Origin of the sequence: Spirillospora sp. NPDC048911 (genome assembly GCF_043198015.1) — a bacterium.
Taxonomy (GTDB): Bacteria; Actinomycetota; Actinomycetes; order Streptosporangiales; family Streptosporangiaceae; genus Spirillospora.
Window position 1 is genome coordinate 5,228 of the sequence record NZ_JBICUD010000004.1, and the last position, 15,387, is coordinate 20,614.

The window sequence follows — 15,387 nt, forward strand, 5'->3', positions numbered from 1 at the left end:
CGGGATGATCGGCGTGGGCCCAGGGCTTACGGGGATCGCGACGATAAGCGCGGACCGAAGTCTTACGGCGGCCGTGATGACCGGGGCGGTTCCAAGTCCTACGGTGACCGCGATGACAAGCGTGGTCCGAGGGCTTATGGCGACCGGGATGATCGGCGTGGGCCCAGGGCTTACGGGGATCGCGACGATAAGCGCGGACCGAAGTCTTACGGCGGCCGTGATGACCGGGGCGGTTCCAAGCCCTACGGCGATCGTGACGACAAGCGTGGGCCCAAGGCTTACGGTGATCGCGATCGGCGTGGCCCCGGAACCTATGGTGACCGGGACGATCGGGGCGGTTCCAAGCCCTACGGGGATCGTGACGACAGACGTGGGCCGAAGCCTTACGGCGACCGCGATGACCGGCGCGGTCCGAGGGCCTATGGCGATCGCGGTGGCTCGCGCTCGTACGGCGATCGGGACGACCGGCGCGGCTCCAGGCCGTACGGCGACCGCGACAAGCCCCGTGGGGGCGGCTCGCGGCCGTATGGCGATCGGGACGACAGGCGCGGCTCGCGTCCGGGCAAGTCGTTCGGTGACCGGGACAGGCCGCGCGGCGGCAGCGGTGGCCGGGGCAAGCCGTTCGGCGATCGCGACCGTCGTCCGCGTGAGGATGACGGCCGGTCCTATGGGCCGCCGCGCGACCGCGGGGCTCAGCGCGATCGCGAGGGGCAGGCCCCTCCGTCCGACCTTCCGATGCTGCCCGAGGACGTCACCGGCGAGGAACTGGACGCGGACGCGCGCGTAGAGCTGCGCACCCTGCCGAAGGACCTGGCCGAGCGGGTGGCCCGTCGCCTCGTGATGGCCGGAAGGCTGGCCGAGGAAGACCCTGAGGCGGCGTACAAGCACGCCCGGGAGGCGCGGCGGCTGGCTTCCCGTGTCGGGCTCGTCCGCGAGGCGGCCGGGCTGGCCGCCTACCGCGCCGGCGAGTGGGCGGAGGCCCTGGCCGAGCTGCGCGCCGCGCGTCGGCTCAGCACTGGCGACGACGCCTATCTGCCGGTGATGGCCGACTGCGAACGTGGCCTGGGGCGTCCCGAGCGGGCCCTTGACCTGATCAAGTCGGCCGAGGCCAAGAATCTGGACCAGACGGGACGCATCGAGTTGCGCATCGTCGAGTCAGGTGCCCGGCGTGATCTGGGGCAGTACGACGCCGCCGTGGTCACGCTGCAGATTCCCGAGCTCAAGGACCGGCGGCTGCGTCCGTGGTCGGCACGGCTTTTCTACGCCTACGCCGACGCGCTCGCCGAAGCGGGCCGCATGGAGGACGCGAGCGACTGGTTCGCGCGTGCCGCCGCCGCCGACCGGGACGACGAGACCGACGCCGCCGAACGTTACGCCGAGATCGAAGGCCTCGACATCCTCGACACCGAGGACGACGAGGAGTTCGTCGGCGAACTTCCGGAGGCGGAGGCCACCGTCGCTCTTACCGAGCCGGAGGCACCGGAATCGGCAGGCGCCGAGGTCGAGGACTCTCCGGCCGGCGAGGTCGAGGCGTCTGCAGAGGCCGACGAGGCTTCGGAGGAAGACGAGGAGACCGCTGGGCCGTCTGGTGAAGAGCCCGAGTCGCTCGTGCCCGACGGCGTGGAGATCGGGGTTCTGGAGACGCCCGACCCCACGGCCATCGCGTTCCAGCCCGCTGAGGACGTCGAGGCCGCCGACGTCGGCACGGAGCCGAGCGACGATACGCCGGAGCCCTCGGTCGTCTTCCTTGAGCCGAAGACGACCGACGACCCGGGTCAGGAGCAGCGCCCGCCATCGGAGTAGGGCCGAGCCCCCTGCTGGGCCCACCGGCGAGGTAGAGCGGGGACACCGCCGCGTCCGCTGCACCCATTGGCGGGGTAGGGCGGGGGACACCACTGCGTCCGCTGCACCCATTGGCGGGGTAGGGCGGGGGACACCACTGCGTCCGCTGCACCCACCGGCGGGGTAGGGCGGGGACACCACTGCGACTGCTGCGCCCACCGGCGGGGCACAGCGGGACACCGCCGCGTCGGCTGGGCCCGTCGGTGGGGCACGGCGGGGACACCGCCGCATCCGCTGGGCCCATTAGCGAGTTGGGCGGGAGCATCGGTGCGTCCGTTGGTAGAGGTGGTCGGGGCTCTGAACTGGTCGTCCGAACTCGTCAGCGTTCCGGCGCTGGTCTGGTCGGCAGTGCCGCCGCCAGGGCGAAGTAAGCCCTGGCGGCGCTCGGCGTCGCCGACTTGAGACCTCGCAGGTAATGCCTTTGAGCGTGGATCCTCTGCTGGACGCCGATGATCACCAGCGGGCGGATCTCGACGGTCTGGCGCCCGTCTGCCATGCGCCGCTGGAGACGGCCCCCGGCCCCTTTGCGGCGATTGCCGCCGGGGCCTTGACTGCTGCGGGCATTTCACCGGATATTCGCATGATCGTGTCGTTCGGGGGGTCACCGGAGTCATCCGGTGGCGATGGACTCCATCGGTCGCGTGGAGCCTGTGAGGAGCACCATGGCCATCTCCTTGAACCGACGCATGTTCCTGCGTGCCACCGCCGTCGCGGGCGGCACGACCGCCTTCTCCGGCGCGTTGTGGCAGCAGGCGTTCGCCGGGCCCGCACAGCCCGGGCCCAGCCCGTACGGCCCGCTGCTGGCGGCTGACGGCAACGGCGTCCAGTTGCCCGCGGGCTTCACCAGCCGGATCGTGGCGCGCTCGTTGCAGCGCGTCGAGGGCACGCGGCACACCTGGCACGCCGCGCCCGACGGCGGTGCCTGCTACCGCGACGGCGACGGCTGGATCTATGTGAGCAACTCCGAGGTGCCCCTCGTGGGCGGTGTCTCGGCCGTGCGGTTCGACGCGACCGGCAAGATCACGTCCGCCTATCGCATCCTGAACGGGACGACGCTCAACTGCGCCGGCGGCGCGACCCCCTGGAACACCTGGCTGTCGTGCGAGGAACACGACTACGGCCTCGTCTACGAGACCGACCCCTACGGGCAGAAGTCGGCGAAGTCACACCCGGCCATGGGGCGCTTCAAGCACGAAGCGGCCGCCAGTGACCCGGTGCGCAAGGTCGTGTACCTCACCGAGGACCAGGGGAACGGCTGCTTCTACAGGTTCCGGCCCAGGACGTGGGGGGACCTCTCCAGCGGCACCCTGGAGGTGCTGGTCGGCACGGGCGTCGGCGCCGTGCGGTGGGCGCAGGTCCCGAATCCCGAAATCTGGATCACTCCCACCCGTGACCAGGTCGCGGGCGCCATGCGCTTCAACGGCGGTGAGGGCTGCTACTACGCCGGTGGCGTCTGCTACTTCACGACCAAGGGCGACAACCGCGTCTGGGCCTACGACGCCGTCAACGAACGGCTCGACCTGGCGTACGACGACGACCTCGTGACCGGCGGCGCGGCTCCGCTGCGCGGTGTCGACAACATCACCGGCGCGGCCTCCGGCGACCTCTACATCGCCGAGGACGGCGACAACATGGAGATCAACCTCATCACGCCCGGCGGCGTGGTCGCCCCGTTCCTGCGCGTCCTCGGCCATGACAAGTCCGAGATCACCGGCCCGGCTTTCTCGCCCGACGGCACCCGTCTCTACTTCTCGTCGCAGCGCGGCAAGAGCGGCTTCGTCGCCGGTACGGACGGCCACACCTTCGAGGTGACGGGTCCGTTCCGCCGCTGAGAGCCGCGCCCACGGCCGGAATCGCGGCTCGCGACCGGTCAGGCGTGCCGGTCCAGGGCGTGCATGATGCCGGCGACGTTGCTCACCGCGCTGTTGAGGATCTCGTACTTCTCGATGGACTCGGGGTCGGTGATCTCCTTCGTCATGCGGTAGCGGTCCTTCGTCCGTTCCAGCACCATCGCGGCCGCGTGGTCCAGTTCGAGCCCTTCGTCCCGGGCGTCCTTCACGGCGTCGACCCAGACCCGGAGCTCCTCGGCCGACCGTTCGAGTGTGTCGGTCACCTCCGACACTGGGCCGTAGTGCGCGAACAGCAGCCGTTCAGGTTGCAGGGACTGGAACTTGGCGAGCGACCGCAGCGCCGTTTCGAGGTCGAAGTCCGGTGGCGGCGTGAGAGGCCGTACGTCCGCGGTCTCGGGAATGTAGATCCCGGCCGCGTCGCCCACGTACAGGTCGCCGGTCTGTGAGTCCATCAGGCCCACATGGTGCTTGGCGTGCCCGGGGGAGTAGTACGACTCGAGGCGCCGTCCACCGCCGAGGTCGATCGTTCCGATGTCCTCGACGGTGCGAATCCGCGCGGCCTCCGTCGGCTTGAGTTCGCCGAACAGCGTGTCGAGCGCGTCCCCGTACACCATGCGAGCGCTGCGCATCAGGCGTTCGGGCCCTGCCAGGTGCCGCGCTCCCTTCTCGTGGACGACCACCTCGGCCTGCGGATACATCTCGGCGATGTCCCCGACCCCGCCCGCGTGATCGAGATGGATGTGCGTCACGACCACGCTCGCCAGGTCCGCCGGGCCCACGCCCAGCTCGGTCAGCGCCCGCCGCACCACGGGCGCCGATCCCGCCGTGCCCGGCTCCACCAGGCAGGGCCGGTCGGAGAGGATCAGGTACCCGGCGGTGATGCCCGTGTATCCCGCCATCCGCGTGTCGATCTCGTAGACGTCACCGCCGAGCGGCGTGACCGTGGTCTCGGTGTCCATTGGTAGATCATCACTCCGTCGTGGCGCGGTTATCCACAGTTTCGCTCCGGTCTTCCGTTCCCGAGGTCGCGTGTTGCAGCGTGGACTCCACACCGAGAGGAGCGTTCATGGTCTACCCGCACATCAACGACGTGACCTTGCTGGGAAGGCTGGCCGAGGATCCTGCCCGCCGCCCCTTACCGGGCGGCCTGGTCGTGGCCTGGCGCCTGATCGTGGACCGCCCCCGCAAGAGCCCCGGCCGTCGCGTCGTCGACACACTCGCCTGCGCCACGTACGAGCCCGCCGTGATCGATCAGACGCCCACCTGGCGCGCCGGCGACCTGATCGAGGTTCACGGCTCCCTGCGCCGCCGTTTCTGGCGCCCGGACGAGCTGGGCATAGGCCGATACGAGGTGGAAGTACACGAGGCGGCCCTGATAGCCGTAGCCCCCACCTCACCCGCGAAAAGCACACCAGCGGCGACGACGTCACCCCCCAACGCCGTTTAGCGGCCCAGGAGGCGGAGGACCAGGCCGGTTCTGGGTTTGGGGCCGAACGAGGTGGATTTGCGGGGGACTCGTTCGCCCTGGCCCGCCACGGCGAGGACGTCCTGGACCTTGAGCGGGTTGAGGATGACAGCGGTGCCGCCGGTGCGGCGGGCTCGTTCGATCGCGGCGGCGGGATCGTCGTGGACGACCTCGACGCTGCGCTCGTCTTCGGGGATGTTCCAGACGCCGTCGATCAGGAGGGTGTCCAGGACGGCGGTGTCCAGGCGGCTCCAGCGTTCCGAATGGCCGGCGGGCATCGCGTCGAGCAGGCGCAGCGAGTCGGGGGTGGTGAGGAGGTGGAATCCGGCGCCCCCGAGGACGAACGCGGGGCCCTCGGCGCCGGCCAGGGCCGCGAGGGCGGTGGGGAGGTCCGGCAGGTCGGTCACGTGAAAGACCTCGGCGGCGCGTTCCACGGCGGTGCCTGGCGGGAGGCCGGGCAGGACGCGGTGGATGGCGCCGAGATGCGGGGGATAGCGGGTCGAGTCGACGAGGAGGGCGAGGCCGTGATCCCAGGGCCCGTGGCCGTCTCCGGCCGCGTGGTGGCGAGCCTGGAGGGCCCGGTACGTGGCGTACCGGTGATGCCCGTCGGCGATCAACGCCTGGCGGGGGCCGAGGTCCGCCGCCACGCGGGCGTGATCGACGGGGTCGGTGGTGCGCCACAGCCGGTGGACCAGGCCGTCCGATCGCACCTCCACGAGCGGGGCGGTGCCGGCGATCTCGTCGATGATCTGCGCGGCGTCGCCGTCGCCCTCGTAGACCAGGAAGATCGGCTCAGGGTTGGCCCGGGTGGCGGCCATCAGCTCCAGGCGGTTGCGCACCGGGCCCGGATAGACGTTCTCGTGCGGGAGGACGACCCCGTCGCCTTCGGCGCGCAGGCCCAGCGCGCCGATGAGGCCGCGCTGCAGCGGCGTGCCGTCCCGGGCCGCCTCGTAGACGTACAGGGCCGGTTCCGGGTCGATGGTCAACGCGCCGTCGGCGAGCCAGCGCCGCAGCGTGGCGGCGCCCTCCTCGGCCGTCGGCGGGAGGATCAGGCGGACGATGTTGTGCCCGTCGCTGGCCATCAGGCGGGCGACGGCCTCGTCGTCGATCAGGTCGTACGGCGGCGAGGTGACGGTGGCCAGATCGCCGACGACCTCGGGCGCGAAGCGCACCCCCCGGAACGGGGCCAGCTCCAGCCCGGCGGCCTCGGCCGGGCCGGGAGCGCCGAAGATCCAGGCGCTGAACGCTTCTGGGTCCAGTCCGGAAGGGAGATCGTCGTCCACTGTGGGCATGGTAACCAGGGACGGGGACGCGCGCCGCCTCCGGGTACCGTCGAGAGGGTCGAAGGGGAGGTCCACGTGAGTGTTCAAGGGCGGGGACGGCCGGAGGATTCCCCGGGCGAGGATCCAGGGCCCGCCGCACCCGACGGCGGGGTCTACGAGTGGTACACGCGCGGCCTGGAGCTTCTCAGATCGGGCAGCCCGGCCGCCGCGGTCCAGTTGCTGACGCGCGCGGCCGACGCGGAGCCGACCTCTCGCAGCGTGCGGGAGGCGCTCGCCAGGGCCCAGTACGGGGCGCGGCTGTTCGACGAGGCGGCGGCCAGCTTCCGGTGGATCGTCGAGGCCGACCCGGCGGAGGACTACGCGCTGTTCGGGCTGGGTCTGTCGCTGAGCCGGATGGGCGAGTTCGAGGCCGCGGTCGAGCACCTCGCGCTCGCGGTCGCGATGCGGCCGGAGAACAAGGACTATTCCAAGGCGCTGCGGCACGTCCGGGCCACCCTGGCCGCCCGTAGATGACCTCCCCGTACGATCAAGGCATGAGCGGCGAAAGGGGCACGATGAGGGGCAGCGACCGGCCGTTGAGCGAGGCGTACGACGTCGCTCTGCTCGACCTCGACGGCGTCGTCTACGTGGGGCATCATCCCGTCCACGCCGCCGCCGAGTCCCTCGCCAAGGCACGCGCGGCTGGTCAGCGGCTCGCCTTCGTCACCAACAACGCCTCCCGTACGCCCAGCGCGGTCGCGGCGCTCCTGACCCGGGTGGGTGTGCCCGCCACCGCCGAGGACGTCGTGACCTCGGCCCAGGCCGCAGCCCGCCTGCTGGCCGAACGCCTGCCCGCGAATTCCAAGGTCCTGGTCGTGGGCGGCATGGGCTTGCGCCAAGCGCTCTACACCCGCGGCCTGCGGCCCGTCTCCACCGCCTCCGAACGCCCCGCCGCCGTCGTCCAGGGCTACGACCCCAACCTCTCCTACGGGCTGATCGCCGAAGGCGCCAAGGCCGTCGGCGAGGGGGCCCTGTTCCTCGGTTCCAACGGCGACTTCACGATCCCGGGCGCCGACGGCCCGCCCAAGCCCGGCAACGGCTCGTTGCTGCAGGTCATCCGTACCGCGACCGGGGTCGAGCCGATCGTCACCGGCAAGCCCGAGCGGCCCCTCCATCACGAGTCCATCATCCGTACCGGTGCCCAGCGTCCCCTCGTCGTCGGCGACCGCCTGGACACCGACATCGAGGGCGCCAACAACGGCGAGGCCGACAGCCTGCTGGTCTTCACCGGCGTCACCGACCCCCTCACCGCCCTCACCGCCGAGCCCCGCCACCGCCCGACCTACCTGGCCGCCGACCTCACCGGCCTGCTCGTCCCGCACCCGGACGTACGCCAGGACGGCGACGCCTACCAGTGCGTCGGCTGGACCGCCCGCTGGGACGGCGACCAGATCGCCCTCACCGGCGAGGGCGACCCCTACGACGGCCTCCGCGCCCTGGCGGCCGCCGCCTGGCGAACCGACATCCCCGCCACCCCGGAATCCGTCAAATCAGCCCTGACCCACCTAGCCCTCCACTGAGCAGCTCGTTGCGAAGGGCAGTGCTCGTTTTATTACAGAGGGCAGTGGCCGTGGTGGGTTGGGCCGGTCGTGCGGAGGAGCTTGCGGGAGAGGATCTCCGCCGCGACGGTGCGGCCCATGGTCAGGCCGGCCTGGTTGCTGAACTCGAAGTGCGTGCCGCCCACCACGCGCGAGCGGCCCGCGTCGGCGGCGGCTTCGGAGAAGCCGGCGAAGGTCCGTTCCATCGGACGGCCCGTCGCCGGGTCGGCGGGCGCCGAGTCGGTGACGTGGGTGAATCTCATGCGGTCGGCGCAGAAGAAACCCGCCAGGACGGTCGCGGCGGCGGCGCTGAACGAACTGTGGCCGGAGACGTACTCGGGCGTGCTGCCGGGGCTCCCCGCGCGAGCCCTCCAGTCGGGGTCCCTCTCGGTGTACGGGTTGCCGTCGTCCTGCTGGATCGCTGTCTCCGGGCGCCAATGCCGGTGGACGTACTTCGTCCGGACGGTCGGGATCGAGACGTCGGAGAGCGCGGTGCCCAGGAGGGCGAAGAGGCGTGCTTTCTCGGCCAGCCTGAGCGGCGTCGACACCTCAAGGGCGATCTTGAGCCATTCGCCCGGGGGCTGGGCCGAGCCGCTGGGCAGTGACCAGTACTGGTAGAGCGCGGACTTGCCGGCGTCCGGGATGCGGGCGTCGCCGACCAGCTTGATCTCGGAGTAGGCCGCCGCGTAGTCGAGGCTCGTGAGCGGGGGCGGGCCGAGGGCGACGTAGCGGGCGGCGTCGAGGATGCCGAACGGGACCATGTTCCGGTATTGGGCGCCGGACCACGACTGCGTGAAGATCCCCGGGCCCGAACCGGCCGGTTGGGTCTCCACCGGGCGTGATCCGTCCGAGGCCCGGATGTTGAAGATGTACGTCCCGACGGATTGACCCCACGCGCGGCCAGAGGACACGCGCGGGCCTGTGCCGAGTTTGGCCAGGTCCGCGGCCAGTTGTTCGTCGAAGCGATCGCGCCGGTCCGGGTAGAGGCGGGTGAGGACGGCGTGCGCCGCGGTGACGGCCGCCGCTTGCTGGTCGCCGTGCCGCGGCGCGCCGTCGGGGGCCTTCAGCAGGTGGGCGCGACGTTTGCCGGAGAGGGGGTTCACCGCGTCGTAGATGGCCGCGTTCACCATCGCGTACGAGCGGGCGGCGTCGGCGTCACTGGCGCGGGTGAGCCGGATCGTTTCCAGCGCCAGCCCGTTCCAGACGGCGACGGGATCCAGGGCGGTCCGGGGCTTCGCCGACGCGGGCTGGGCACTCGCCAGCGCCATGATCAGGAGGCAGCAGAACACGATTCTCTTCATGGTCACCTCGCAGTCGTCGCCTGAGCCGACCATCTGGAGTGGCCGCGGGCAATGGCGCGGACCGGCATCGGCCTGGCCGAGATCGGCACCTGGACGTCATTGATCGTTCCTCTTGGAATCATCGGGGGGACGCGCGCGTGCCAGACCGTGGGTCCGACGGAAGGGGTACCCGGATGAGCAATCGTCGTGTCGTGGCTGCGGCCGTCGGCTGCGCGCTGGCGGTCGGAACGGTCCAACCGGCCTGGGCGGGGCAGCGGAGGAGCTTCGATCTGCAGGCCCACAGGGGCGGGCTCGGCCTGATGGTCGAGAGCACCTTGCCCACGTTCGCCAACGCCTTGAAACTGGGCGTGAGCACGCTGGAGCTCGACGTCCAGATCACCGAGGACGGGCAGGCGGTCGTCACGCACGACCGGCGGATCAACCCCAGGAAGTGCAAGGACACCGCCCCGGCCATAGCCGGCGACCCAGAGTTCCCGTACGTCGGCAAATACATCAACACGCTGACGTTGAAGCAGGTGCGGACGATGGACTGCGGCTCGCAGACGTTGCCCGAGTTCCCCGGTCAGCGCGCTGTGCCGGGAGCCAAGATGCCCTTGCTGCGCGAGGTGTTCGGGCTCGTCCACCGGTACCGGGCGTACGGGGTCAAGCTGAACGTGGAGACCAAGGTCGAGGCCGGGGCGCCGAGCGAGACCGCGCCGCGCGAGCAGTTCGTGCGGGTGACGGCCCGCGAGGTGCGCCGGGCGGGGCTGCTCCGGCAGGTCACGATCCAGAGCTTCGACTGGGGCGCGCTGATGCGGATGCGCCAGGTCGAACGCCGGTTGCCGCTCGTGGCGTTGACGAACTTCGACTTTCTGCAGGTCGGGCAGCCCGGCAGGTCACCGTGGCTGGGCGGGATCGACATCGACGACTTCGGCGGCGATCCGCTGAAGGCCATCAAGACGTTCGGCGCGGCGGCGTTCTCGCCGGTCCACGGCTTCCCGCAGAACGGCAAGGTCACCGACCCGGACTACCGGCCGTACGTCACCAAGACCATGGTCGACCAGGCGCACCGGATGCGGATCAAGGTCATCCCCTGGACGGTCGACGACCCCGCCACCATGAACAAGCTGATCGACGACGGGGTCGACGGGATCATCACCGACTATCCCGACCGGCTGCGCGTCCTGATGGCCGAGCGCGGCTTCAAGCTGCCGCGGCGCTATCACGCACGCTGATCCGGAGCCGGCGCGAAGGCCCTACCGCCCACGGACGGCGGGGCTTTCGAGATCACAGCAGCTTGCGGAGGCGGAGCAGGTCGAAGATGCTCGCCTCGATCTTGAGCCGGCCGCTGGCCCAGGCCTTGGCGGGATTGAGCTCGTCGTTGGCGAGCGCGACCAGGTCGTCGCTGTTCACCGTCAACCGGACCTGGGCGGCCTTCGGGTCCGGCGTGGCCTCGAACGTGTCCAGCCCGCCCGCGTGGATCCTGGTCAGGTAGGCCACGCCCAGGTCGGGGATCCGGCAGCTGATCGTCCGTTCGACGACGTGCTCCTCCAGCTTGCCGGGATCCACCTCGGCGAGCCGCTCCGCCACCAGGTTGAGGGCGGTGCGGCACTCCTCCTCGTTCGCCATGGTCAGGCCGTTCCCCGTCCGTTCGACAACGATGTCGTGAAGGGACGGTAGCGTTCTGACCGAACCCGAAGCGACCCGCGGCACGCGGCGAGGGTCATCTTGGAGGTAAACGTGACGTCTGGCGAGGCTGCGGGGGAGCACGAGGCGGCGACCCCGCCCGGCCCCGTGACCGGGGCAGGACACGGCGCTCCCCACCCGGAGACGCCCACGCCCGAGACGCCCCTGCCCGCAGCGCCCGAAGCGGAGGCCACCGCGCCTGAGGCGCCCGCGGGGCAACCGGCCGACGCTGAGACGACTGCGGGGGAGACGCCCAGGGGGCAGACGGTCGGCGGTGGGGCATTTGCGAAGGAGACGCCCGTTGCCGCACGGAGTGGGCCGTCCGGGCCTGTGGCGGGCTTCGAGGCGCCGGAGAACGAGTCTGCGACCGCTCAGGGGCCGCTGGGTGCCGGAGAGGGCTCGCGGCAGGTGCCGGGGCCTTATGTGGCGCCTCCGTTCCGTCCGGGGCCGCCGCCCGAGCCGACCGGCGACCCGCGTGTGGACGCGGCGCTCGCGCCGCTGGGCGGGCTGGGCGGTACGCAGGTGGCCGACCACGTCGAGATCTTCGAGGACGTCCACCAGCGGCTGCAGGAGCTCCTGGTCTCCGCCGACGAGGAGGAGGCCGGGCCATCCGGGCCGCCCGTTCCCCGTCCACCAGGTCCGGGCGTCGTTCCGTCCGCGCAGGGCGGCACGCCGCCTGGGCAGGGGGGTGCGCGGCCTGGGTACGGGAGTGGCGGGCCGCCCAGGCAGGGCGGCGGCATGCCGCCGGGTGGCTACGGGCGATGAGCCGACGACGGCTGGACGCAGAGCTGGTACGGCGCGGGCTGGCGCGGTCACGGGAGCACGCCGGGCAGCTCATCGCCGACGGGCGCGTCAAGGTCGGCGGGCAGATCGCGGCCAAGGCGGCCACGCAGGTCGAGACCGCCGCGGCGATCGTGGTCGACACGGCCGAGAGCGGACCGGAGTACGTGTCGCGCGGCGGGCACAAGCTCGCCGGGGCCCTGGAGGCCTTCGCCGATCTCCGCGTCGAGGGGCGGGTCTGCCTCGACGCGGGCGCGTCGACCGGCGGCTTCACCGACGTGCTCCTGCGCGCCGGCGCCGCCCGCGTCTACGCGGTGGACGTCGGCTACGGGCAGATCGCCTGGTCCCTCCGCACGGACGAACGCGTCGTCGTGCTCGAACGCGTCAACATCCGTGATCTGACGCCCGGGCAGCTGGGACAGCCGGGCGACGAACCGCCCGCTCTCGTCGTGGGCGACCTGTCGTTCATCTCCCTCAAGCTGGTCCTCGGGCCGATCAAGGCGTGCGTCGCGCCGGACGCCGACTACGCGCTCATGGTCAAGCCGCAGTTCGAAGTGGGTAAGGAACGGGTGGGCGCCGGCGGTGTGGTCCGGGATCCCGAGCTGCGCGCCGAGGCGGTGCGCGACGTGGCGTCCCACGCGCGGACGCTCGGCCTGGGCGTGAAAAGCGTGACCGCCAGCCCGTTGCCCGGCCCATCGGGCAATGTGGAGTACTTCCTGTGGCTGCGCGCGGGCGCGCCGGCCCTGGACGAGTCCGAGTTGAAGAAGGCCATCACGGAGGGGCCCCAGTGAGCACAAGGTCGGTGCTGGTCATCGCTCACACCGGGCGGCGGGAGGCGGTGCGCAGCGCGCAGCTGGTCATCGAGCGGCTCACCGCCGCCGGGATCGGCGTCCGCGTGCTGGTCGGCGAGGCCGAGGACATCGGCTGCGCGGGCGTGCAGGTGATGCCGCCGTCCGCGGCCGCCGCCGTGGACGCCGAGGTCGTCATGGTGCTCGGCGGCGACGGCACGCTGCTGCGCGCCGCCGATCTCGCCAAGCCCGCGGGCACGCCGCTGCTCGGCGTCAACCTCGGCCATGTCGGGTTCCTCGCCGAGGCCGAGCGCGAGGATCTGACGGCCACGGTCGAACGTGTCGTCACCAAGCGCTACGACGTCGAAGAACGCATGACCATCGACGTCACGGTCCGCCGCAACGGGTCCGTCACGGGCACCACGTGGGCGCTCAACGAGGCCACCGTGGAGAAGGCCGAGCGCGAGCGCATGCTGGAGGTCGTCGTCGAGATCGACGGGCGGCCGCTGTCCCACTGGGGATGCGACGGCGTCGTGTGCGCCACCCCGACCGGGTCCACCGCCTACGGCTTCTCCGCCGGGGGCCCGATCGTCTGGCCCGAGGTCGAGGCCATGCTCGTCGTGCCGATCAGCGCCCACGCGCTGTTCGCCCGGCCGATGGTCGTGTCGCCGCGTTCGGTGGTGGCGATGGAGGTGCTGCCGGGCACGCCGCGCGCCGTGCTGTGGTGCGACGGCCGCCGCACGCTCGACGTGCCGCCCGGCGCGCGGATCGAGGTGCGCCGGGGCGCCGAGCCGGTGCGGCTCGCGCGCCTGCATCTGACCCCGTTCACCGACCGCCTGGTCACCAAGTTCGGCCTGCCGGTCACCGGCTGGCGCGGCCGCGTCCGCCAGGCCGACGCCGAGGCCGCCGAGGCCGCGGATCGGGACGGCGTCCAGCGCGAAGACACCATCGACGACGGCGCCGCGGGCGACGGCGCGAAGGGCGTGGCACCGGTCTGTGACGAAATCCCTGCCGCGGGCGAGGAATCCGGACGTGGACAAGAGCGATAATCTCACCAGCGATACAGCGAGACAGCGAGGCGCGGAACCGGGAACTGTTTGCGAGGGGTTGACGCTGGTGCGTCCGATGGTCGATGAGGTGCGGATCCAGGGCCTCGGCGTGATCGACGAGGCCGTGCTGGACCTGTCGCCGGGGTTCAACGTCGTCACCGGCGAGACCGGCGCGGGCAAGACCATGGTGGTCACCAGCCTGGGGTTGATGTTCGGCGGCCGCGCCGATCCGCAGCGGGTGCGGCCGGGCGCGGAACGCGCGACCGTCGAGGGACGGATCGTCGTCGATCCCGGCGGGCGGGTGCTCGACCGGGTCGAGGAGGCCGGCGGCGAGCTGGACGACGACACGCTGATCATCACCCGGTCGGTCTCGGCGGAGGGCCGCTCGCGCGCGTTCCTCGGCGGCCGGTCGGTACCGGTCAGCCTGCTCATCAACCTCGCCGACGACCTGGTGGCCGTGCACGGGCAGTCCGACCAGCAGCGGCTGCTGCAGGCGGGCCGGCAGCGCGCGTCGCTCGACCGGTACGCGGGCGGCGCCCTCACCAAGCCGATGCGCGCCTACACCACCGCCTACCAGCGGCACCGGCAGGTCACGGCGCTGCTGGAGGAGCTGACCACCCGGGCGCGCGACCGCGCGCAGGAGGCGGACATGCTGCGCTTCGGCCTGGAGGAGATCGAGAAGGTCGATCCCAAGCCGGGCGAGGACGCGGAGCTGGCCGCCGAGGAGGAGCGGCTCGGGCACGCCGACGCCCTGCGCACCGCCGCGACGACGTCGCACGAGGCGCTGCTCGGTGATCCGGCCGCGGTGCTGGAGGCGGCGAACGTCGTCGGCCTGCTCGGTTCGGCCCGCAACGCGCTCGACGCCGTGCGCGACCATGACCCGGCCTTGGCCGCGCTCGCCGATCGTCTGGCCGAGGCGGGTTACCTCGTGTCGGACGTCGGCACCGAGCTGGCCGCGTACGCCGAGTCCGTCGAGGCCGACCCGGCGCGGCTCGCCGCCGTCCAGGAACGCCGCGCCGAGCTGATCGGGCTCACCCGCAAATACGGCGAGACCCTCGACCGGGTCCTCGAATGGTCGCGCACGTCGGCCGCGCGGCTCACCGAGCTCGAAGGCGACGACGACCGCATCGAGGCCCTCCAGGCCGAAGAGACCGAGCTCACCGAACGGCTGGCCGCCGAGGCGGCCGAGCTGACGGAGGTGCGCACGCGCGCCGCCGAGCGGTTCTCCGAGGCGGTCACCGAGGAGCTCACCGCGCTCGCGATGCCGCACGCGCGCGTGGTCGTCTCGGTCACGCGGACGCCCGACTACGGGCCGCACGGCGCCGACGAGGTCGAGGTGCGGCTCGCGCCCCACCCGGGCGCGCAACCGCTGCCGCTGCACAAGGGCGCCTCCGGCGGTGAGCTGTCGCGCGTCATGCTGGCCATCGAGGTCGTGTTCGCCGGCGCCGACCCCGTCCCGACGTTCGTCTTCGACGAGGTCGACGCCGGCGTCGGCGGCAAGGCCGCGGTGGAGATCGGCCGGCGGCTGGCCCGGCTCGCCCGCAACGCCCAAGTGATCGTCGTCACACACCTGCCGCAGGTGGCCGCGTTCGCCGATCAGCATCTGCTCGTCGAGAAGTCCGACGACGGCCTCGTCACCCGCAGCGGCGTCACCGCGCTCGACCGCGAGGGCAGGCTGCGCGAGCTGTCGCGCATGCTCGCCGGCCTGGAGGATTCGGAGCTGGGCCGAGCACACGCGGAGGAGCTTCTGCAGCTCGCCGCCGAGGAACACTGACCGCGGCCACGCA

The 15,387-nt window shown here is 71.8% G+C and carries 14 protein-coding genes and 1 pseudogene; 10 read left to right on the forward strand and 5 right to left on the reverse strand.

What is annotated here, in order from left to right; translation table 11 throughout:
• Positions 1-735: 735 nt before the first annotated feature.
• On the forward strand, positions 736-1,803 hold the full coding sequence (locus ACGFNU_RS18195; RefSeq protein ID WP_392594946.1) for a hypothetical protein: 1,068 nt from the start codon (positions 736-738) through the stop codon (positions 1,801-1,803).
• A 358-nt stretch (positions 1,804-2,161) separates the two neighbouring features.
• Here ACGFNU_RS18195 and ACGFNU_RS18200 read toward each other — a convergent pair whose 3' ends face one another.
• Positions 2,162-2,338 (reverse strand): hypothetical protein, encoded by a 177-nt coding sequence (locus tag ACGFNU_RS18200; RefSeq protein WP_392594948.1) that lies wholly within the window; start codon positions 2,336-2,338, stop codon positions 2,162-2,164.
• Between the two features lie 166 nt (positions 2,339-2,504).
• Between ACGFNU_RS18200 and ACGFNU_RS18205 the strand changes: the two genes are divergently transcribed.
• Entirely contained in the window at positions 2,505-3,674 is a 1,170-nt protein-coding gene (locus ACGFNU_RS18205) for an alkaline phosphatase PhoX (RefSeq protein ID WP_392594950.1), read from the forward strand.
• Between the two features lie 38 nt (positions 3,675-3,712).
• On the opposite strand, the gene ACGFNU_RS18210 is transcribed toward ACGFNU_RS18205, so the two are convergent.
• Positions 3,713-4,651 carry an MBL fold metallo-hydrolase gene (locus ACGFNU_RS18210; RefSeq protein ID WP_392594952.1) on the reverse strand — a complete coding sequence of 313 codons (939 nt, stop codon included), beginning with the start codon at positions 4,649-4,651 and terminating at the stop codon, positions 3,713-3,715.
• A gap of 107 nt (positions 4,652-4,758) precedes the next feature.
• Here ACGFNU_RS18210 and ACGFNU_RS18215 point away from each other — a divergent pair, with 107 nt between their 5' ends.
• Positions 4,759-5,139: a single-stranded DNA-binding protein gene (locus tag ACGFNU_RS18215; RefSeq protein ID WP_392594954.1), complete on the forward strand. Its 381-nt coding sequence runs from the start codon at positions 4,759-4,761 to the stop codon at positions 5,137-5,139.
• Here the strand turns inward: ACGFNU_RS18215 and ACGFNU_RS18220 are convergent.
• Positions 5,136-6,449 (reverse strand): DUF1015 family protein, encoded by a 1,314-nt coding sequence (locus ACGFNU_RS18220; RefSeq protein ID WP_392594956.1) that lies wholly within the window; start codon positions 6,447-6,449, stop codon positions 5,136-5,138. The two genes, ACGFNU_RS18215 and ACGFNU_RS18220, sit on opposite strands and share 4 nt — an antisense overlap.
• Positions 6,450-6,515: 66 nt before the next feature.
• Here ACGFNU_RS18220 and ACGFNU_RS18225 point away from each other — a divergent pair, with 66 nt between their 5' ends.
• Together ACGFNU_RS18225 and ACGFNU_RS18230 are read left to right on the forward strand one after the other, a co-directional pair.
• Entirely contained in the window at positions 6,516-6,953 is a 438-nt protein-coding gene (locus ACGFNU_RS18225) for a tetratricopeptide repeat protein (protein ID WP_392594958.1), read from the forward strand.
• Between the two features lie 41 nt (positions 6,954-6,994).
• Positions 6,995-7,999, forward strand: a complete 1,005-nt coding sequence (locus ACGFNU_RS18230; protein ID WP_392596458.1) for an HAD-IIA family hydrolase — start codon at positions 6,995-6,997, stop codon at positions 7,997-7,999.
• A 32-nt stretch (positions 8,000-8,031) separates the two neighbouring features.
• Here the strand turns inward: ACGFNU_RS18230 and ACGFNU_RS18235 are convergent, their stop codons facing one another.
• Positions 8,032-9,318 carry a vanadium-dependent haloperoxidase gene (locus tag ACGFNU_RS18235; RefSeq protein ID WP_392594960.1) on the reverse strand — a complete coding sequence of 429 codons (1,287 nt, stop codon included), beginning with the start codon at positions 9,316-9,318 and terminating at the stop codon, positions 8,032-8,034.
• A gap of 173 nt (positions 9,319-9,491) precedes the next feature.
• Between ACGFNU_RS18235 and ACGFNU_RS18240 the strand changes: the two genes are divergently transcribed.
• The gene (locus tag ACGFNU_RS18240; RefSeq protein WP_392594962.1) at positions 9,492-10,532 is read left to right on the forward strand and encodes a glycerophosphodiester phosphodiesterase family protein; all 1,041 of its coding nucleotides are present in this window, start codon (positions 9,492-9,494) and stop codon (positions 10,530-10,532) included.
• A gap of 52 nt (positions 10,533-10,584) precedes the next feature.
• Here the strand turns inward: ACGFNU_RS18240 and ACGFNU_RS18245 are convergent, their stop codons facing one another.
• Complete coding sequence (locus ACGFNU_RS18245; protein ID WP_392594964.1) at positions 10,585-10,926, reverse strand: SCP2 sterol-binding domain-containing protein; 342 nt, start codon at positions 10,924-10,926, stop codon at positions 10,585-10,587.
• 480 nt (positions 10,927-11,406) lie between these two features.
• Here ACGFNU_RS18245 and ACGFNU_RS18250 point away from each other — a divergent pair, with 480 nt between their 5' ends.
• The 4 genes and pseudogenes from ACGFNU_RS18250 (at position 11,407) to recN (ending at position 15,374) form a co-directional block, all read left to right on the forward strand.
• Positions 11,407-11,748 (forward strand): hypothetical protein, encoded by a 342-nt coding sequence (locus ACGFNU_RS18250; RefSeq protein WP_392594966.1) that lies wholly within the window; start codon positions 11,407-11,409, stop codon positions 11,746-11,748.
• On the forward strand, positions 11,745-12,554 hold the full coding sequence (locus ACGFNU_RS18255) for a TlyA family RNA methyltransferase (RefSeq protein WP_392594968.1): 810 nt from the start codon (positions 11,745-11,747) through the stop codon (positions 12,552-12,554). The genes ACGFNU_RS18250 and ACGFNU_RS18255 overlap by 4 nt, the downstream gene beginning before the upstream one ends.
• Positions 12,555-12,565: 11 nt before the next feature.
• Positions 12,566-13,441: pseudogene (locus ACGFNU_RS18260) on the forward strand (NAD kinase); the annotation flags it as partial.
• A gap of 235 nt (positions 13,442-13,676) precedes the next feature.
• Positions 13,677-15,374 carry a DNA repair protein RecN gene (gene recN / locus ACGFNU_RS18265; protein WP_392594969.1) on the forward strand — a complete coding sequence of 566 codons (1,698 nt, stop codon included), beginning with the start codon at positions 13,677-13,679 and terminating at the stop codon, positions 15,372-15,374.
• Positions 15,375-15,387: the final 13 nt, after the last annotated feature.